Raw genomic sequence first — 20070 nt, 5'->3', positions numbered from 1 at the left:
ATAAATAGTTATTAAACTTTAAACTATTATAGCAGGTCGGTTTCAATATCACCTAAGCCGGCGGCGTTGACTAAGCAGATTGAATGAAGTGAAAAATAAGAGGGGGTAATGGTATGTCGTTAACATCGACTCTTTTAAATGTATTGTTTAAAAAGGGAGATGCTAAAAGAGATAGAGGACTAACTACACCCTTTACAATTGAAAGAAAAGATAACCTGGATTACTATGGGGATCAAACCGATGACCATTTGCTTGATGTCTATTATCCTAAGGGTACGGATAAACCGTTACCCGTTATTATTTCAGTTCATGGCGGCGGCTGGGTATATGGGAACAAGGAATCCTATCAGTTTTACTGTATGAAGTTAGCCCAGCATGGGTTTACGGTAGTAAACTTTAATTACTGTCTTGCACCAAAGTTTAAATTTCCAGCGGCTTTGGTGGATGTAAATGCGGTTTTTCATTGGGTAAAGCAAAACGCGGGAAAATTTAATATTGACCTAAACAATTTGTTCGTTGTAGGCGATTCGGCCGGAGCACAAATTGCAAGTCAATATGCTGCAATCATTACCAATCCAAGGTATGCAAAAATGTTTAGCATCCAAACTCCTGATGTCAGAATTAAAGCATTGGGATTAAATTGCGGAATATTTGACCCACTTGATCGGGTAAAAAACGAGACAAATAAATTTGTAAATGGTCTTTTGAAAAATTTATTAAAAGATTATCTTGGTAAAGAACTTTTTAAATATGAAAAGGAAATGGATGTTCAATCAAACCTTGTTCCATCCTTTCCTCCGTCTTTTGTTGCGTGCAGTGTGAATGATGGTTTGGTGGGCCATAGACCGGTATTCCTTGATAAATTAAAAGAAGCAGAGATAATTCATATCTACAAGGAATACGGTCATAGTGACAAATCCATTAATCATGTATTCCATCTCAACACAAGAAATAACGAGGCCGAAAAACTCAATCGTGAGCAGATTGAGTTTTTCCGGCAGTATATAGATTAGTTTTCCTGATTTATCCCATTGAAGCGTTTTGTTACTGAGGCCCAAATGATAAACGGCACAAGCAGCAGGGATAAATAAGCCCCTATGAACCCTAGAGCAGCATAGCTGGTAAAAGCGACAATGACGCTGGACAACAAGCTGCCTGCTGCACCGCCTATTGCGACCCCGACATCAATGGAACCTTGAATTTTAGCGCGGTTATGGATCGTAGTCGAGTCAACAACGATAGCTGTTCCGCTGATTAAGCCGAAGTTCCACCCTAGTCCAAGTAGAATTAACGCGAGCGTCAGCAGCAGAGTAGATTCTCCTGGAGCAAAAGCTGCCAGTAGGCCAGCAGCAGTAAGTGTAGCAGCCGAAGCGAAAACCATCTTAACCCGGCCGATTTTATCGACAAGTGAGCCTGTAATGATGGAAGGGAGGTACATGGCGGCGATATGCAGTCCAATGACGATACCAACCGCTGATAGTGTACTGCCGTGATGTTTCATATGGACAGGCGTCATAGTCATGATCGCTACCATAACAATTTGCGAAAGAATGAGAACCGAAGCGCCTACGATGACCCCCATTCGTTGCACCAGCCCCTGAGGAGCATGCTCAGTTTCCTTATGGTGAAGATTAGCTTTGTTGTCTTCGATTAATCGTGCAACCAAGAGTGGATCGGGCTTTAACAATAATATTAGGACAAGTCCGGCCGCAAAATAAGCAGCTGCTGCCAACAAAAATGGTCCTGCAAGTGCGGGCATCCCAAACGACTCAGCCACTTTACCCATTGGAGTAACCAAATTAGGCCCGGCAACGGCACCAAATGTCGTTGCAACAAGCGCAATGCTGACGGCTTTGGCTCGCTGATGCTTTTGGGCAAGGTCAACGCCAGCATAACGTGCTTGCAAATTTGTGGATGAACCAGCGCCATAGATGAATAGAGCAATAAACAGCAATATAATGCTGTTCAGATTAGCGGCTAGAACAACACCTAGAGCACCGATCCCTCCAGTAAAGAAGCCAAAGGATAGACCTGATCGTCTGCCGTATGATTGTGTAATTCGTCCAACCACGTACACGGATAGGGCAGATCCTAGCGTGAACAGCGCTGTAGGCAAACCCGACATGCTTTCAATTCCCAGCATTTCCTGCGCAAGAAGCGCTCCGACAGTTATTCCTGCAGCAAGTCCTGCACCGCCCAACGTCTGGGATAGCAGCACAATAAGAAGAGTCCGTTTGTATAGCGCTTGCTGAAGCTCCTTGGATGCTGCAATTTGGTCTATATTGGATGTTCGAAGCTTAAATATGACATATCCCTGCTTTCTTATCACGGTTTCTAATATACCCTGATGGGGTATGTTTAATCCATCATACACTATGAGGTGGAAGGATAACAACCATTAAATCATCAGCTTATTCTCCTATTTTTTTTGATATTCAGCTATATTTATAATATACGACTAAGCAATAGCGTTTTTATAGGAGGAGAAAGACTTGGAAGAGAACAAGAAAAAAACTATAGATGGAACTTTAATTACCGTAAGTACACTCGTTAATGATCTAAGGCGGCTGGGTGTGAAGGAAGGGATGACCCTTCTAGTTCACTCTTCATTTAAGTCATTGGGGAGCTGGGTCTTGGGCGGTCCGGTATCGGTGTTATTAGCACTCGAAGAAGTTATTGGTAGAACGGGAACATTAGTAATGCCAACTCATTCAGGTGATTTGAGCGATCCTGCAGGCTGGAGTAATCCTCCTGTACCGGAAGCGTGGTGGGATGATATTCGTAAGGAAATGCCTCCGTACCATGCAGATTTAACACCGTTATGGGGAATGGGAATTATACCGGATACATTCAGAAGACAGGCGGGGACGCAAAGAAGTGGGCATCCACAGCTTTCCTTTGCTGCTCGAGGTCCGTACACCGATTTTATTGTAGGGCAGCACAGCCTGGAGAACAGCTTGGGTGAAGCGTCTCCTCTAGCACGTATATACGATAACAAGGGCTGGGTATTACTTATCGGCGTATCGCACCAGTCGAACACCTCATTACATTTGGCGGAGTATAGGGCGAGCTTTTCATCGAAAAAGCCAATCACCAATCAGGCCCCCATGCTGGTTGATTCCGAGCGCAAATGGGTTCGGTTCAATGATATAGAATTCAGTACAGATGATTTCGAGCAAATTGGAAGCGATTTTGAGCACGATACGGGACTTGTCATCCGTGGCCGAATTGCTGGTGCAGAAGCCATGCTAATACCACAGGCGGAATTAGTTGATTATGGAACCAAGTGGATGGAGAACAATCGATTTTAACTGAGCCAATTCAGGATTAATGGTAGACTTCACCCTAAAAGGCGCTCGTCTAGAGTAGGAGGATTAAAATTGTTTAAGAAGATTTCAAGCAGTTTAAGTATAAAAGTTTTCCTATACATAGGCTCTCTGCTACTAGCAACCAGTTTAATTATTTACAGCGTCATTATGGTGGTCATGCCCAAAAGCTACAAATCTGAGTTGTCCGGACAATTCTCAAAAAATCTGGGTGAACTTCTTACGCAGTTAGAAAAATCCAAGTATGAAGAAGCCTCGGGGTATATTTACAATTTTTGTGTAGTGAATCATGCCAGTGTCACTCTTGAAAGCAAAACAATTAAAGAGAATTACGGCGCATTCAGGGAATATGGACTCACCGATTCCAAAGACAGTAAGATGATGATTAGTGCTTTTACTACTTTTCAATTTAAAGATTCAAATGAAACGTACTCATTAAGAGTCTCTGTATCTGAACAACCAGTCAACCAAATCACTGCCTTACTGCTTAAAATGTTACCGTGGATTGTAGCATTAATTTTAATTATTTCTTTCATTGGAGCATGGTTTTGCTCCCGTTTTTTAACAAAACCGATTATCAAAATAAGCAGTATCTCTAAAAAAATGTCTACCCTAGAAATGAACTGGCGATGTGATATCCAACGTCCTGATGAAATAGGGGTGCTGGCAAGTAGCTTGAATAGCATGGCGCACAATTTAGAAACGGCTTTAACCGAGTTAAAGTCTGCTAATGAAAAACTGCAGATGGATATTGATCGCGAACGACGTCAGGAGAAGCAAAGACGTGATTTTTTTGCTGCTGTATCTCATGAATTAAAAACACCAATTACTATTATAAAGGGTCAGTTGGAAGGTATGATTCATAACGTAGGAATTTATAAAGATAGAGATCAATATTTGCGACAATCACTTAAAACAGCGGAATCCATGGAACATTTGGTTAAAGAGATTCTTACCACAGCTAAATTAGAAGCAGAAGGGTTTCAGCTCAAATTGATGGAAGTTGATCTAAGTAGTATCATAATTGATTGTTGTCAGCAAATTGCAGGGCTAGCGTTGGACAAAAATATTCAAATCAGCACTGAGTTGGAGGGGGAAATGGTGATTCTTGCAGATAAACGGCTCCTCCACAGAGCTATATCGAATATAATTAATAATGCTGTATTTCATTCTCCTGGTGGTGCTGGTGTATGGGTTGACCTGTTTTTGAGAAATGGTAGAGGCATCCTTACTGTTGAAAATGGCAATATTTCTTTTGAAGATGAAGACATAGAGCGGATTTTTACTCCATTCTACCGGGTAGAGCAATCGCATAATAGGAATTCGGGAGGCAGCGGATTAGGACTTTATATTACAAAAACAATATTTGATTTGCATAAAATAGGTTATAGAATCGAGAATAGTGATCGTGGAGTCAAATTTAGTGCAGAATTTTCTGTTATCTAACATAAATAAATTGATAAAAATAGTCATGACTTGAATAATGATCATTGGAATACGAAATGTATATTAGAAGGTGATCTTTTGTCAAAACGTATTTTGGTTATCGAAGATGAAATTGCGATACAAACAATTTTGCGTGAGTTCTTAGTTGACTCTGGGTATTACGTCGATACCGCGGACGATGGTATTGAAGGGATCAATTTTTTTCATACCCATACATATGATTTGATTTTATTGGATATCATGATGCCTAAAATTGACGGTTATGCCGTTTGTGAGATGATTCGACAGAAATCCAATATTCCAATTGTTATAGTTACTGCAATGGATGAAGAAGATGACCAAATTAAAGCATTTGAAATGCTAGTAGATGACTATATTACAAAACCTTTTTCTATCAAACTAGTTCAAATGCGTGTAGAGGCTGTTTTGCGCCGTGGAGCTGGTGGATTTAAGCACAAAAACCAAGAGGATAATAACATCCAAACTTACAAAAATATTAAACTTGATAAGGAATGTTTACAGGTATTTGTGTCTGATCAAAAAATTGAATTAACTCGCACGGAGTTTGAACTATTACAGTTGCTCATGAGTCATCAAGGATATGTTTTTACAAGAGAAGCTCTGCTAAATCAGGTGTGGGGCTATGACTATTTTGGTGATGAAAAGGTAGTAAATATTCATATTATGAACCTACGCAAGAAATTAGGGATCGATTGCATTGAAACGGTACGAGGGATAGGATACCGAATGGATAAGGAAAATTAAGAGCGACGGCTAAATGCAGGTTAGTAGTATTTTCATATAAATAAAACTAAATCAAATCTATATCAAAACTAAACTCCAAATATACCCATTTCCCGTATCATGTGGCATATGGGTAAAAAAATTTTTTGGAGGATTTGATAAAATGGATGGAAAATTATTCAATAAGGTAGCTGTGATTCTATTGAGTTGTTTCCTTGTTGCAGGTTGTACAGGGGGGAATAGTAAAAATTACGAGGAAACTAAATCAACCCTAAAAGTACTCTATAACACTGAAGGTAACTTTTACCAGCAATATGGAGATGTATTTAGTGTAAATAATAAGAACATTGACTTTGAAGTTATCAGTACCCAAGGGTTGAACAACAATTTAGAGGGCAAGACATATGAGGAAGCATTTGATGAGCTAGTACAAAAAGAGAATCCAGATATTTTGCTATTAAGCACAGGTAATTATGAAAAGTATGTAGCTGATGGCAAGTTAGTAGAATTAGACCCATTTATTGATAAGGACAAATATAACCTTGAAGGTATTTATCCCGGACTTATTGATATGTTAAAGGAAATGGGAGGAAATAAGTTGTATGGACTTGCACCTACTTTTTATGGAAATGCCTTGTTTTACAATAAAGAACTATTCAGTAAATATGGGGTTGAGCTACCGCATGACGGCATGACCTGGCAGGATATCATAGATTTGGCTCGCCGTTTTCCAGTTGATGGAGATGAGAAGTCACGCGTTTACGGTTTTGGTAATGATTTTCCGATCTCTGTAGATCATTTGGTAAGTATAATTTCGAACTCTGAAGGTCTTATGAACGTAAACCCGGGGACGATGAAAGTGACGGTTGATACAGATTCTTGGAAAAAGGTATATCAGTTGGCTATCGATGCCGACAAATCAGGGGCAATATATAACCCTAAAGATGGCGGATTCATGGGCGGAAGTATTGAAGAATATTATCAAAGTCAAGCGTTTTTGATGGGACGAGTCGCAATGATGATCGGTGATCCTTATACTCTTCAAAATTTAAAGTTAGCCCAAGATACAATGAAAGATTACAAGCCGATAGATGTTGGAATCGTTTCAGGTCCAGTGAATTCGACAGATCCTGCAACAACTATGGGGACAAGTATGAACGAAATTTTTGCGATAAATGCAAATTCTCCTAATAAGGAAGCGGCCTGGAAATTTATTAAATTCGTGAATGGTGAAGATTACGCTCGCATAAAGTCAAGAACGATGAATGGTAATTTGCTAACAAGAATGAGCTTCAATAAAGATTTTGAAGGGCAAAGTCTTGATGTGTTTTATGCTTTAAAGCCCAAAGTGAATGGAAACAATACAAGTTCAGATAAAATTCCGAGTGCCTTTAATGAACAATTCCAATCAATTATAAGTAGAGAGATTGCCTTAATTCAAGAGAATAAAAAGTCACTGGATGAGGCAATTAAGACGATTCAGGCTGAAGGACAGGTTGCTTTGGATAATGCATTAATAAATCAAGAAAAAAATAAGGGGAATCCAAATAGTAGCACAGATAATACGAATAAAACGGATCAAGTAATTATTATGAGAGAAGATGAGAAATAAATAGTTAACGATTGCAGGAACACGCACTGCAAAGGTGATTATGGGTATCCTGAAGCAAAACCCCGAATTGTTGCACGTATAAGTGCCAACCACTCGGGGTCTATTTCGTTACCAGAGCTTATTCACCTTTCGCAGCTGTAACATTGTTAGCATGAGTTGCGAGTTTAGAACGTTTTAAGAAGAATGAAAGAATCAGTGCGACCGCTGTGACGCCTGTTGCAACCAAGAACGTATAGTTGATACCGTCCAGCAATGCTTTTTGAGTCACTTGCTGGGTCATTGCAGCGATTTGTTCTTGTGTAGCTGTTGTACCGGAAGCGGCTGCTTGTGCTTTCAAGTCAGCGGCAATTTCAGCAGCACGAGTTTTTGTGTGTGAGTTGAAGATGGTTACTAAAACAGCCGTACCGATTGATCCAGCAACTTGTGAAATGGTGTTGTTAATTGCAGTACCATGTGGATTTAAACGAGCTGGTAAAGCATTTAGACCGTTTGTCATAATAGGCATCATAACTAATGAAATACCGAACATGCGGATCGTGTAAACAGAAATAATATAAGCATAGCTTGAATCCACTTGAAGTTTTGTTAAGAAAAATGTAGCTGCTGTAGTAATTACGAGACCGATTAGTGCCAAAATACGTGGTCCAAATTTATCGAATAGTTTACCAGTGATTGGCGACATGAGACCCATTACTATTGCACCGGGCAGCATCATTAAACCGGCTTCAAACGGGGCAATGCCACGAACGTTTTGTACATAAGCCGGGGTTAAAATCATACCAGAGAACATGGCAACAGATAATACGGCCGAAATTAATGAACATAGTGCAAACATTGGATACTTATAAGCTGCCAAATCTAATAGAGGCTCATCTAATTTGAATTGGCGATAAATAAACAGTGCTATACCGATTACTCCGATGATAATTGTTCCGTATACCGTAATATCAGACCAACCAGCAGTACTTGCGGAACTGCATCCGTACAATAAAGCACCAAAACCAATGGTTGAGTAGACGATTGACAAGTAGTCGATCGACGCCTTTTTGTTAGGCAATACGTTATCAAGTTTCCAAATAGCCAACAATAAGCTGATGATTGCAAATGGAAGGATCATTTCGAATAATACGTTCCATTCATAGTGCTCAACGATGTAACCGGAAAGAGTTGGGCCAATTGCTGGCGCCAATATCATGGCAAGACCGAAAACACCCATTGCCGCCCCGCGTTTTTCAACAGGGAAGCTAAGTAGCATTACGTTCATCAATATTGGAGACATCGATGCAGCACCTGCTGCCTGAACCATGCGACCAACCAATAAAACACCGAATGATGGAGCATAAGCTGCCATTGCAGTTCCGATGATGAAGATGATCATAGATAAAATAAATAAGTTGCGTGTTTTAAAACGAGTAATTAAAAATGCTGTTGTCGGGATCAGAATCCCGCTTACTAACATGTAGCCTGTCGCCAGCCATTGTACAGTGGAGTAATCAGTGATTTTAAAGTCAGCCATTATAGTAGGTAAAGCGACATTTAACAGCGTATTATTTAAAAAAGCTACGAATGCGCCGACGAATAAAACGATGATCATTAAATACGGCGGTTTCTTAGTTGTTGTTGCAGTATTCATTGCTAAAGGACCTCTCAATCTATTTATGGTGTACTTGAGTTATTTTATACCGATGGTTCATTTTTTTCAACATTTTTATACTGGCAATCTAAAACCGTTGAAATAAAAGCGTTTTCGGGATAGAATCATAGTATAATTAAAAACTAGGGGAACAGGAATATGAACAATAGAAAGAGGAAAGTTCTAGAGTCCTCCATGCTGCTTTTTATTGAAAAGGGCTTTCAGAATACTTCAATTCAGGACATCTTAAATCATGCGGGTATTTCCAAAGGTACATTTTATAATTATTTCAATTCAAAAAATGAATGTGTGCTTGCAATTTTGGAACAAGCCAGATATGAGGCCAGTTTACGGCGAAATGAAGTTTTAGTCGGTCGTAATGAAAATGATGTTGAAGTTTTAATCGAACAAATTGCGATATTGGTGTATGTAAATCAAGAAAAAAATATATTTTCACTTTTTGAGGCGGTTTTTAGTTCTCAGGATTGTGAACTGAAAAATATTGTTTCCCAAAATCGGATTTACGAAATAGGATGGTTATCGGGCAGATTTGTTGACGTTTATGGTGAGGAAATTCGCCCGTATGCATTTGAATGTGCAGTGTTATTTTACGGCATGCTACAGCATTTAATGATGACCTGGAAGGATGCACATATAATGGCATTTGATCCACTTAAAATGACAAGATCAGTAATTCAAAATGTCGAAGCCATACTTAAAGGTAAAATGGACCGAAAAGAAATTATTATAGATGATGAAACCGTGCGAATTCTCCAGCAAAAAATTCAAAAACAAGAAATTACTTTCGAAACAGTTATTAAGCAGCTTTCAGGTTTTATAGAAGGCATTAAATTGTCAAATGGTGACTGTAATAAAAAAGGTGAAGAATTTTCCAGTTATTTGCTTGAAGAACTAAATAGAGAGCATCCACGTGTTTATGTATTGGAAAATAATTTAAAGGCATTTCATGAGTCGTTTATAGATACACCTCACTTAGCGGAAGCAAAAGAAATTGCCAGTCGTATATGGTATCTCCTTAAGGTTCAATATTCCCAAAAGAAATGAGAAGAAAACCATTCATGTTTTCTTCTCATTTCTTGTATCATAAAGCCCAGGTACTGCCCTTCTAGTGTTGTTCTAATGAAATTCTAAGAATAATTGATTATATTGATTATTACGTAAAATTTATCAAGTGGATAATGATGTTTGAAGAACTCATTAATGAAGGGAGGCAGAATTATGAGAATTTTGTTAGTAGAAGACGAACAAAGGTTATCTGATGCTTTGGTTTACATCCTAAATAAGCATAATATTCTAGTTGATGTTGCGAGTGATGGCATAGCAGGACAAGATATGGCTGAGACCGATATTTATGATGTCATTGTGTTGGATCGGATGCTTCCAGGTAAGGAAGGAATTGATATTTTAAGGTGCTTGCGAGCGAATCGAATGACAACCCCAATTATTTTCTTGACTGCCAAGGATGCTGTCGAGTCTAGAGTTGAGGGATTGGAAGCTGGTGCTGACGATTATTTAGTAAAGCCTTTTTCGACGGAAGAGTTTATAGCAAGGGTTCGAGCTCTCGGAAGGCGTTCAACTAACAAGTTTATTGGAGATCAGCTTAGAATCGCATCTCTTACTTTTGATCCGCTTCGTTGCGAAGTTATCTGTGGAAATACGTTGATAAAGCTTACATTAAGAGAGGCCCAATTGCTAGAACTCTTCATGCGGAACTATGGGCAGGTACTTACAAGAGAGCAGATACTTGAACGAGTATGGGGGCTTGAAAGCAATGTTGAAATGAATAGTGTAGATATCTATATCTATTATTTACGAAAAAAACTGATCCAGGATGGCGGGGTCACTATACATACTATTCGAGGGGTAGGTTACTGCTTGAAGGAGGAACAGCATGCTTCAAAAGGTTAGATGGAGATTAACACTGATTAATATTTCGGTAATCGGTGGGATATTGATGATCTTTTCACTGGCTATTTTTTGGGGTTCTCCACGTAACGAAGCGGTAATTATGAATCGTCTCTGGCAAGTAGCTGAGAATGACGGTCCCCTTGATACAGAACATGGTTTTTTAAAACGTGCTGATCGGAATGAGGATTTGGTTTATGTCAAAATGGATCTTGCGGGCAATATAAAGGAGCAATCTTCTTCTGACCAATACAGCATTGAACAGATTCGAACAATGATTCAGACCGTCGCTAATTCAGGGGAATATAGTGGAAAGTTGCCGATGAGTAACCATAATATCTTTTATTTTCTAAAAGTGAATTTAGATAAGGAACAAGGGACAGTATGGGTGATGGACAAAGTATCAGGAGGCCTTTCTTCATTTCTATTAGAGTCGATACCGCTTATCCTGCTTATTTTGCTCCTGGTTTTAGTGGGAAGTTTATTTATTTCAGGAAAAGCATTGATCCCCGTAACAAAAGCATGGGAGAAACAGATCAATTTTACGGCTGATGCTTCACATGAATTACGTACCCCCCTCGCTGTTATACAAACCAACTTAGAGATAGTTTTGGGAAACTCTAACGAATCAGTAGAAAGCCAGAGGAAATGGCTGGATCATATTATGATCGAGAATACCCGTCTGACGAATCTAGTGAATGATTTGCTGACCTTATCTCGCGCAGATAGTAGTGAACATACCCTTTCAAAGAATTCAATGTTGCTAGATACAGTCCTGCTGGAAGCTATTGTACCTTTTGAATCCCAAGCAATGAGCAAGGGAATTGATTTATTGTATGATCTTGAACCGGAAATTTATTTTTGGGGAGATTCGAACAGGCTGAAGCAATTGATTGTTATTTTAATTGATAACGCTTTGCAGTATACAAATCGGTCAGGACGAATTCATGTTCATTTAATTAAGAAAGACAAGAAAGTGGAATTATCCGTTTCTGATACGGGTGTTGGGATTGCAGAGGAACATTTGGACAAAATTTTTGATCGGTTCTATAGAGGAGATAAGGCAAGGGTAAGAAACGGTGGGGGATCTGGATTAGGGCTAGCGATAGCCAAGTGGATTGTGGAAGAACATAACGGTTTTATTCGAGTAAAAAGTATTTTAGGGGAAGGAAGTGTATTTTCGGTTCATTTACCTATTGTTGAGTCATAAGCGAGTACGATCATAGAAACGATGTATGCGTACTCGCTTTTGAAAGTGAACATATTTATTGAGAGGTGTTTTAATAAAGGGCTACCGGGATATTCGCATACTTAGTGGACTTTGGCAGATCGACAACTTTAACTACTTTTTGTTCAGCCAGATTAATCCATACTTCAACAATTCCCTCTCGTTCGCGAACCTTTGAAAGGATCGCTTTTCCCTCTGCATTTTTTGATGGTCTTAATACGGCCTTCGTAAATATGATCTTATATGAGTTTCGATCATAGTCTCTTGGTGACTTATGACCGGCTCTATACTTAACGCCATTCATTGGAATCTCTGCAGCAAACCAAGTGGTGGGCAGCACGTAATTTAAGTATTTATCATGGTTATTTTGAACGACTTTTGATTGGACTGTTGTATCAGACAATGCAATTTGAATAATCTGATTTAATGTATCTTGTTCAATTTTACTAATGGAGATGGTAGCGGAATTTGTGCTATAGACAGCATATAAACTATTGATTGTAAGTCGCTGAATGATATTTGCCATCCCGATAGCAAGCGCTATGGTCATAATGTAGGCACAGAGCAGGAAAATCCGTTTTCTGGTCTTGGTTGTAGCCCAAGAGGAGATTGAGTTTCTGGAAAAGATTCGGAATGGCAGAAACATGCCTGTTTTATTTTTATAATCTACATAACTTGCCCCGAATTTAGCCTCACATTCACATTCCTCTGCTCTTGCAAGCAAGTAATACACAAAGAGCATTGTAATAAACATGATCAGCACGATATATCGCGGCCAAAGGATTAGTAGTCCGAAGCTGCAAATGATAAATGAGGAGTATTGTGGATGACGAACATAGTTGTAAATCCCCCCAGTGACGATGCCCTTCTTAGCCAGTTTGTAATAATATATGTGTATGGCGCCGAAGACAAAGCCTAGAAAACCTGTCAATGTCAGAATAGCGCCTATGATCGTGTGAAGATTTATGAAGATAGATGATGTTTCTCGAACGGCATGGGGAAGAAAGAAGCTGATCAACCATGATAATAAAGGAGATTGATTGAAAAACTGTAATGCAGGTTCATAAATGGAGTAGAAATATACTGCAAAGGGACTAGCCATGTACAAAAATTCAAATGCTATAAGAAAATAGAATAACCACGCTCCCCAAAATGACATTTTAACCGACTTGTTTGAATTGACCGATTGCATGCGCAACACTCCTCAATGTTTAATATATAAGCATCATGTCACAGCAATCTTAGAATTGGATTAGAAGAGATAAGTGTAAATTATTGGTCATCCCGTGCAAAAAAATGATTCAAATCCTGGCTTTATGTTCATGTCTGCGGGGGCTACAATAGCATAAAGTAAAGGAGTGGAGAGAATGAATATTCAGGAATTAAGACAGCATAGGCAGTTTCAGGATAATACCGGACAAGAGACGAATCGTGCAACCTATGAACGTGATTACTCCAGGCTCATTCATTCTCCGACCTTTCGCAGGCTGCAAGGGAAATCGCAGGTATTCGGAGCGGGAACCGGAGATTATTATCGCACACGGCTGACGCATTCGCTGGAAGTTGCTCAAATTGCTCGGGAAGCCGCGCGTAGTTTGCTTCGCGCTTATCCGTCAGTAGCCACGGAAGCTGCCGAGCATCCCGGTCTGATCATTGATCCGGAGGTCGTAGAGTGCGCTGCCATCTGTCATGATTTTGGACATCCTCCCTTTGGACATAAAGGGGAAGAGGTGTTAGACGGCATTCTGGACAACCTGATCGAGGAGAAGACGAAGATTGCCCTCAAGGGACAGCATGTGTCAATTGAGAAGGAGGAGCAGACAAGGGAATCGATTCGCAGGAAATACGAGCATTTTGAAGGCAACGCCCATAATTTCCGGTTGATGATGTTTTTAGAGAAGCGCGAGAATCTTGACGGTCTGAATTTATCCGATGCCGTTCTACTCGGAACGAACAAATATCCATATCCGGGAACCGAGAACAAAAAGGGGATGTATCAGCACGAATGGGCATACATTTCCGAGATTCGGGATCGTTGGGGGATGCCAGCGGGCACAAAGACGTTCGAAGCGCAGCTTATGGATTTGTGCGACGATATCGCCTACTCGGCACATGACTTGGAGGACGGAATTAAAGCAGGAAAAATTGAGGTGCATGAGCATTTCTTGTTTGATTCGAACATTCAGCGGTTGATCGTCGAGAAAATTCTGACGCTGGAGGATGTGTTCTGGAGCAATTGGACCCCTGATCTTATTCAGGTTAAAGTGGAAGAGGTGTTAACGTCCTTCTTAAATATCTGGAAAACAAAAATGCCGATCTGTGACCACGATTATTCACGTACCCGTAGAGAGGTCAAGGCTTATTGGGTTAGCCTGTTCGTCGGCAGCCTGGGCGTTATTGAGGATGATGAATGGCATAAGGTGACGTTTGTCCGGGAAGGACATGAAGACGAGGATATGTTGCGAACGGTTAGCGTGCTGAAAAGCTTTGCCTGGGTAACGATGATTCGCGATTTGCGGGTGCAGCGGCTTCAGAAGCGAAGCGCTTGGGTGATCAAACGGCTGTGGGACGCTTTTGTAGACCCTGTCACCTCCAAATCAATCATTCCCGGGGATTGGCTGCGCCGCTTTGATCGGGATCAGCAGAAGGAGCACCCAATCTGGACCTGGGAGCACATGATTATAGATTATATTGCGGGAATGACAGACGCTTACGCCGAAAAAATCTACAATGAGCTGTATGGTCTTAAAGTAGGTACGATCTATGATTTGGATTAGTGCGAGCGATATAGCAGGAAAAGCTGACTCCGATTAACATCGGGGTCAGCTTTTTTGTGCAACCTTATCCCAGAAGCTTAAGCTCCTTGGCCTGAGCTATTGCTTTCGTGCGTCGATTGACCTTTAATTTGGCGAAAATATTTTTTACATGGACCTTCACTGTACCAATTGCAATGATCAAATGATCCGCAATCTCCTTATTGGAGAGCCCGGCGGCTAAGAGTGCGAGCACTTCAAGCTCCCGCTCGGTGAGGGGCTCTTCGATGATGTGATCCGAAACGGCTGCTCCTGCTTCCACAAGATCAGGGCTTAAGGGATTCCCCTCGCTGGAGCCTTGAAGCACACACATTAATATGGCGTTAGAGGCTATTGCTAGAAGAACTGCCTTGTGATCTGAAGCGAATACACCGCTTGCGAGCCTGTTTTCAAGGTAAAGAACACCCAGCATAGCTCCATGTACAGCCACGGGGATGCACAGGGCCGATCCTGGCCGATGCTTTGCGATATACGGGTTATGAATCAGCCAGCTCTCCTCTTCTTCGTAATAATGCACATCCTCATGAGTACGAAAGACATATCTGATCAATCCTTCGGGAAGGAGGGAGCTATCTTTCATTCCCACAGGTGAAGCGAAGGCTGGTGTTTCAGCATCTACGTATGCCTGAATATATAGCTCATCATCATTGCCTGTGAGCAGGGCGCCTTTACTTGCACCAGCATATTTAATGATCGTATTCATGATTTCTGCAAGCATGGCATCGATGGTTGGCTGATTGGAGATGGCTTCAGTTGTTTTTAGGATGGCCGCAAGATCGACACTGTCCAAGGAATTCGTTACTTTTTGGGTATTTGCATATTCAGAAGCCCGCTCTGTCCCGCTCAATGCTAGCCGTATTGCCGGACTTTCAGAGGTTTGACTCGCTTCCTCCCGCTGCCAATGGAGCAGCTGCTCTTCCAATTCAGCTACTTTGGCAGGTATTCCCCATTGCTTATATCCATCAACAGACATTTGCAAATAAAATAATGCCGATTTTCTCTTGCCACGACCCCAATAGTGACTAGCTGCAAGCTCTCCGGTAAGGCTTGTCACCTGAAAGTCGTCTTGCTCTCTTGCTTCTCGAATAGCTGCATCATACATTTGTTCAGCCTTAAAGTACTGGCGGAAGACACGCGCATACTCGGCTTGAAGAAGATGGAATCTGGGCTGATAATTAGTCGGATTCCATTTTACCCATTTACTGTAGTGTCGAAGATCGCGCTCCAGCTTCTTTTTTGAGCGGTCGCGTATTTTTGAATGCGAAGATTCAGCTAATGATAATGTAGCGAGCAATTGATAAAACAGACATTCCGGCAAATGAGGCAAATGAGTCGCGTATATTTTGTATCGTTCCGCTTCTCGCGCCCAGTGAATGGCATCTTCATACCGACCTAGTAAATAACATAGCTGAGTTTTGTACGTGTTGTATTGAAAAAAGGTAGTAGATGAAGTTTCTTCCTTGCGAATCCGATGCAAAAATTCCTCTTCATCAAAGCCTTCACTGTTAAACGAATCCGGAGCATCCGTCATGCCCTGAAGAGCGAGAATAAATTGCTGATATAAATAAAAGTTCTGTTTCACAAATTCATCATTGGTTGTATCCAGCACAGCCATATAATCCGTGATCGTTCTTGATAATTCAACTAACGATGTTCTGGGGTACTGTGAATTTACGTGAGCACCTATCGCGTAGCTGGCGAACACGTAGTCTCCGGAATCCATACCGCAGCGGAGGGCCTTTGACAAATAGTCATCCACTTCCTGGGGATACCCGGCAAATTGGCAGAGTACACCGCCAAACATCGTGTAGGATTTACTTTTGATGGAGTTAATGTTGTACTGCTCGGATAATTCTACTCCGATCTTGCCAATCAGATAGCCTTTATCGTATTTGCCAAGCGCGTTTCCCATAAACATGCCGAAGGCTGAATAGACGGCCGCGGAAACCGGGGTATTTCCATATTTGAGTGTTAATTGTATCGCTCTGCACATCAGCAAAAGGAACACTTTTTTATTGGTGAAAAAGGTAGAGGGAATGATTGCGAGAATTAGATTCATCGCAGTGATTTGCTCTCGATCCGACATTTCCTCCAAATGCTTGAGTTTGTCATATTTATTTCTCAGGAGCAGTTCAATTCGTTTACTTTCAATAAGCAGCATCAAGTTGCTTGGATTGGGTGAAATAAAAATATGGTGTTCCCGCAAGCTTTTTAGACCTAGATCAGTACCCTCCAGATATTTGCCTTGATTAATGAACTGCATAATTTTTATGATATGTATCCTGCTTCGTTCAACTGGATTGCGGGCATGATGCAGCAGAAATGCGATTTCCTGATCACTTTTGGCGTAATTGCCGCACAGATATTCACATTCTGCTTGTTGGGCATGCAGTTCGAAGCTGAGTTCAAAATCACTTTCCCAGTAATCCGCCGGCAGCAGTTCTACTCCTTTTCTGAAATACGCTAAAGCTACATCGTAAGCGGAAGAGGTTTTGGCGCGATTTCCTGCATCCAGATTAAGTTTTATGAGTAGCAATAAGTGCTGCATATCCGTAATTTTCTCCGAGCCTCGATTTAGATGATTTACCACCTCGAAGGAGTTCTCACCCGTTCCATCGTCATTCTCCCTCAAGCACCTGCCTATGCGGCTATGGATGGACTGCTTCGCGTCATCTTCAATTTGGCTGTAGATTAACTTCTGAATACTGTCATGAGTAAAACGGTATTTACCTGATTCAAAGGGCACAATCATTCCTTCTGCTTCAATCAATGACCACTCTGTATTCATGTCCTGTATTCCATAGTTTACAACAACGTTAATCAGCTCCGGGTCAAATGTGCTTCCTGCGCAAGCTGCGGCAAAAAGCAGTTCCTGTGCAATATTGGGTAGACGATACAATCTGTGCTCCATCAAATCATGGATAGAATAGCTGGGCTCCTGTTCGATAATTTGTCCCAGATTCCATTGCCAGCAGCGATTATCACGATTGTACTTCAGAATATCATCGTCCTGCAGGTGAAGCAGGATTTGTTTGAAATGAAACGGATTACCCTCTGATTTATGATACAGCAGCTCGGTCAATGACATTGCAGTATGGGCATCGCTATTTAGCGTCTCGACTACGATTTGGTTCATCTGTTCAAGGCTTAGAGGAGAGAGGTGAATATGTTTAACAGTCGCTTGCTCAGTAACACTTCCGTCCGTTTCATACCCTGGAAGCTTGCTTTGGTCCGTGTCCAAATGGCGGTGAGCACAGACAAACATTAAATATTGGCACTCCGGATCACTTAGCAGAGCATGAATCAATTGGAGAGATGAATCATCGGCCCATTGCAAATCATCAATAAAAAGGACAAGAGGGTGTTCTTTGGAGGTTAGCGCCTGCACAAATTTTCGAAAAACATAAATAAACCGCTTTTTTGATTCATTGGCCGGAAGCTCCTCCTCGAACGGAACCTCGCCTAATAAGAGAGAAACTTCAGGAATAATAGAAGCAATAACATTGGCATTATTTCCTAACGCTTCTTGCAGTTTTAGCCTCCACAGCTCGGACTGGTCTTGTCGTTCCCCCAACAAATGACGCATCAATCCTCGAAATGCCTGAATAATTGGAAGATACGGGCTTTCCTTGGAGATCTGCTCAAACTTCCCGGTGATATAGAAAAAATGCTGCGATTGCTGGATTTTGTGAAAGACTTCATCGATTAAACTGGTTTTGCCTATGCCAGCTTCGCCTGCAACGTACACTATTTCTGTTGAACCGAAGCAGGTCGAATAGAAGGCTTGGGTCAGAACGGATATCTCATAATCTCTCCCATGCAGCTCAGGCTCAATAAAGAGTGTAAGTTGAGATCGACCTACTTTATCAAGATCAGCAATTAATGATCCGATATTCTGATATCGTTTATCCGGATTTTTCTCTAGTAGCTTCAAGATGATGGATTCCAGACCTTCAGGGAGATCTTCTCTATGATTGGTTAGAGGGGAAGGGCTTTGCGCCAAATGCATATACACCCATTCGAGAGGATTATCGGCGAGAAAAGGCAGACGGCCAGTTAACATCTCGTAGAAAATAACGCCCAAGGAATAGAGATCACTGCGTTCATCTATCGTTCGCAGCATTCTGCCTGTATTTTCTGGGGCACAGTAGGGTAGACCTGCTTCCATAATGCCATCGGATGGACGGATATAACCATGCTTCGAGCGATGAATCGCATAGCCGGAATCGATTAATTGAACTGTTCTTTCGTCTGAAAGAATATGTATTAGCTCTGGCCGTAAATCGAGATGAAGAATATGCTGCTGATGCAGCTTACCCACACAGGCAGCAATAGCCCTCGCAAGTGACAGGAAGGTATCAATAGTCCTAATCTGCATGCGAAAGCTCTCATTATTCATGATTTCCCTTAGTGACATACTGCTTTTTTGCTCCAACAAGAACTCAGGCGCGTGATCATCGATAGGATAGTTTTCTTTCATTTTCGAACACCTCAAACATAAACTGACTGGCAACTACCCTTATTGTAATGTAAGAGCTGTATATATTACAGAAAAATCAAAAATCGGATTATTTGATCAGTCGCCAAAGACAGCCATAAGTCCAATACATAGGATCATAATAAGGATCGGAATGGCATTTACGAGATACGTCCATTTGTAGCTTCCCTTTTTGTACATGATCCAAGTTAATACTATGGCACTCAAAACAATAAATGGATAGCTTTTGATTGCGTAATAAAACAGCAAAATAACCCAATTCGTCTCAGAGCCTGGAGCATCGAACAGCATGACTGAGAACATAGATACAAAATACCAGACAGGCAGGGATAAAAGGTACAGGCTTTGGAATACCACGCTGAGGACCAATGCAGTGTTTTTACCCTTGGAGCCAGGGGCGGTGGGCAGGGTTGACATTTTTTTCTCCTTTCAAGCTGAGGACAGCACTAAGACAATATTTACCGACATCATAAAGCCATCAGACCTAAAACACCATACCCATAAAGAGGTAGCGGTGCTGGAGTAGTTCTCATTACCGCTAAGATAAAAGATACTCCTTTGTAGGTATAGAGTAATCCTTGGATTTGCTTTATTTTATGAAGCAAGTCGTTTTTACTTTTGTAGATACAGGGAGGGTCAGACGGAAATATGGATCAGTGGAGCAATATGGAAACTGCATTGTATGCTTCTATTTTTACTGTTGTTCTTGGTTTAATTTTTTATTTTAAATTGTGGTGGGATGGTCCAGGTGTTGGCTGGAAATTTACAAGGTGGTTTTTTGGCATTCTGGTTTTTGTAGTAATCATTGTTGGAATATGCACTTATTTTATGAGCTGATTATTAT

15 protein-coding genes are annotated in these 20070 nt (G+C 41.0%); 10 read left to right on the top strand and 5 right to left on the bottom strand.

Annotated elements, in window-relative coordinates; genetic code table 11:
* Positions 1-113: 113 nt before the first annotated feature.
* Positions 114-1013: an alpha/beta hydrolase gene (locus BLS49_RS05805; RefSeq protein ID WP_091227486.1), complete on the top strand. Its 900-nt coding sequence runs from the start codon at positions 114-116 to the stop codon at positions 1011-1013.
* Here BLS49_RS05805 and BLS49_RS05800 read toward each other — a convergent pair.
* Positions 1010-2305 carry an MFS transporter gene (locus BLS49_RS05800; protein WP_425432117.1) on the bottom strand — a complete coding sequence of 432 codons (1296 nt, stop codon included), beginning with the start codon at positions 2303-2305 and terminating at the stop codon, positions 1010-1012. The genes BLS49_RS05805 and BLS49_RS05800 overlap by 4 nt on opposite strands.
* Before the next feature lie 187 nt (positions 2306-2492).
* Here BLS49_RS05800 and BLS49_RS05795 point away from each other — a divergent pair, with 187 nt between their 5' ends.
* The 4 genes from BLS49_RS05795 (at position 2493) to BLS49_RS05780 (ending at position 7128) form a co-directional block, all read left to right on the top strand.
* Positions 2493-3311 carry an AAC(3) family N-acetyltransferase gene (locus BLS49_RS05795; RefSeq protein ID WP_245742281.1) on the top strand — a complete coding sequence of 273 codons (819 nt, stop codon included), beginning with the start codon at positions 2493-2495 and terminating at the stop codon, positions 3309-3311.
* Positions 3312-3380: 69 nt separating this feature from the next.
* Positions 3381-4772 (top strand): sensor histidine kinase, encoded by a 1392-nt coding sequence (locus BLS49_RS05790; protein WP_091227482.1) that lies wholly within the window; start codon positions 3381-3383, stop codon positions 4770-4772.
* Positions 4773-4850: 78 nt separating this feature from the next.
* Positions 4851-5537, top strand: a complete 687-nt coding sequence (locus BLS49_RS05785; RefSeq protein ID WP_091227480.1) for a response regulator transcription factor — start codon at positions 4851-4853, stop codon at positions 5535-5537.
* Between the two features lie 142 nt (positions 5538-5679).
* Positions 5680-7128 carry an ABC transporter substrate-binding protein gene (locus BLS49_RS05780; RefSeq protein ID WP_091227478.1) on the top strand — a complete coding sequence of 483 codons (1449 nt, stop codon included), beginning with the start codon at positions 5680-5682 and terminating at the stop codon, positions 7126-7128.
* 118 nt (positions 7129-7246) lie between these two features.
* Here the strand turns inward: BLS49_RS05780 and BLS49_RS05775 are convergent, their stop codons facing one another.
* Positions 7247-8761 carry a DHA2 family efflux MFS transporter permease subunit gene (locus tag BLS49_RS05775; RefSeq protein ID WP_091227476.1) on the bottom strand — a complete coding sequence of 505 codons (1515 nt, stop codon included), beginning with the start codon at positions 8759-8761 and terminating at the stop codon, positions 7247-7249.
* A gap of 159 nt (positions 8762-8920) precedes the next feature.
* Here BLS49_RS05775 and BLS49_RS05770 point away from each other — a divergent pair, with 159 nt between their 5' ends.
* The 3 genes from BLS49_RS05770 (at position 8921) to BLS49_RS05760 (ending at position 11897) form a co-directional block, all read left to right on the top strand.
* The gene (locus BLS49_RS05770) at positions 8921-9826 is read left to right on the top strand and encodes a TetR/AcrR family transcriptional regulator (RefSeq protein ID WP_091227475.1); all 906 of its coding nucleotides are present in this window, start codon (positions 8921-8923) and stop codon (positions 9824-9826) included.
* A 174-nt stretch (positions 9827-10000) separates the two neighbouring features.
* A complete protein-coding gene (locus BLS49_RS05765; protein WP_091227473.1) occupies positions 10001-10690 on the top strand; it encodes a response regulator transcription factor in 690 nt (229 codons plus the stop codon).
* Positions 10674-11897 (top strand): sensor histidine kinase, encoded by a 1224-nt coding sequence (locus BLS49_RS05760; protein ID WP_091227471.1) that lies wholly within the window; start codon positions 10674-10676, stop codon positions 11895-11897. The genes BLS49_RS05765 and BLS49_RS05760 overlap by 17 nt, the downstream gene beginning before the upstream one ends.
* A 70-nt stretch (positions 11898-11967) precedes the next feature.
* Here the strand turns inward: BLS49_RS05760 and BLS49_RS05755 are convergent, their stop codons facing one another.
* Positions 11968-13107, bottom strand: coding sequence for a methyltransferase family protein (locus tag BLS49_RS05755; RefSeq protein ID WP_091227469.1), 1140 nt, complete (start codon positions 13105-13107; stop codon positions 11968-11970).
* 175 nt (positions 13108-13282) lie between these two features.
* On the opposite strand from BLS49_RS05755, the gene BLS49_RS05750 reads away from it, so the two are divergent.
* Positions 13283-14692, top strand: coding sequence for a deoxyguanosinetriphosphate triphosphohydrolase family protein (locus BLS49_RS05750; RefSeq protein ID WP_091227468.1), 1410 nt, complete (start codon positions 13283-13285; stop codon positions 14690-14692).
* Between the two features lie 64 nt (positions 14693-14756).
* On the opposite strand, the gene BLS49_RS05745 is transcribed toward BLS49_RS05750, so the two are convergent.
* Both BLS49_RS05745 and BLS49_RS05740 read right to left on the bottom strand, forming a co-directional pair.
* Positions 14757-19208 (bottom strand): helix-turn-helix transcriptional regulator, encoded by a 4452-nt coding sequence (locus BLS49_RS05745; RefSeq protein ID WP_091227466.1) that lies wholly within the window; start codon positions 19206-19208, stop codon positions 14757-14759.
* Positions 19209-19304: 96 nt separating this feature from the next.
* Positions 19305-19643, bottom strand: coding sequence for a hypothetical protein (locus BLS49_RS05740; RefSeq protein ID WP_091227464.1), 339 nt, complete (start codon positions 19641-19643; stop codon positions 19305-19307).
* Between the two features lie 231 nt (positions 19644-19874).
* Between BLS49_RS05740 and BLS49_RS05735 the strand changes: the two genes are divergently transcribed.
* The gene (locus tag BLS49_RS05735; protein ID WP_091227462.1) at positions 19875-20063 is read left to right on the top strand and encodes a hypothetical protein; all 189 of its coding nucleotides are present in this window, start codon (positions 19875-19877) and stop codon (positions 20061-20063) included.
* The last annotated feature ends 7 nt before the right edge of the window (positions 20064-20070 follow it).

Source organism: Fontibacillus panacisegetis, assembly GCF_900102215.1.
Classification (GTDB): domain Bacteria; phylum Bacillota; class Bacilli; order Paenibacillales; family Paenibacillaceae; genus Fontibacillus; species Fontibacillus panacisegetis.
The sequence above is the reverse complement of the archived record's forward strand: the minus strand, read 5'-3'. Positions and strand labels throughout refer to the sequence as shown.

Coding starts and splice junctions, on each gene's coding strand:
- BLS49_RS05755 (WP_091227469.1), bottom strand. CDS start 13,107: ATGCAATCGGTCAATTCAAACAAGTCGGTTAAAATGTCATTTTGGGGA.
- BLS49_RS05780 (WP_091227478.1), top strand. CDS start 5,680: ATGGATGGAAAATTATTCAATAAGGTAGCTGTGATTCTATTGAGTTGT.
- BLS49_RS05770 (WP_091227475.1), top strand. CDS start 8,921: ATGAACAATAGAAAGAGGAAAGTTCTAGAGTCCTCCATGCTGCTTTTT.
- BLS49_RS05805 (WP_091227486.1), top strand. CDS start 114: ATGTCGTTAACATCGACTCTTTTAAATGTATTGTTTAAAAAGGGAGAT.
- BLS49_RS05735 (WP_091227462.1), top strand. CDS start 19,875: ATGGATCAGTGGAGCAATATGGAAACTGCATTGTATGCTTCTATTTTT.
- BLS49_RS05750 (WP_091227468.1), top strand. CDS start 13,283: ATGAATATTCAGGAATTAAGACAGCATAGGCAGTTTCAGGATAATACC.
- BLS49_RS05740 (WP_091227464.1), bottom strand. CDS start 19,643: ATGTCAACCCTGCCCACCGCCCCTGGCTCCAAGGGTAAAAACACTGCA.
- BLS49_RS05760 (WP_091227471.1), top strand. CDS start 10,674: ATGCTTCAAAAGGTTAGATGGAGATTAACACTGATTAATATTTCGGTA.
- BLS49_RS05775 (WP_091227476.1), bottom strand. CDS start 8,761: ATGAATACTGCAACAACAACTAAGAAACCGCCGTATTTAATGATCATC.
- BLS49_RS05745 (WP_091227466.1), bottom strand. CDS start 19,208: ATGAAAGAAAACTATCCTATCGATGATCACGCGCCTGAGTTCTTGTTG.
- BLS49_RS05765 (WP_091227473.1), top strand. CDS start 10,001: ATGAGAATTTTGTTAGTAGAAGACGAACAAAGGTTATCTGATGCTTTG.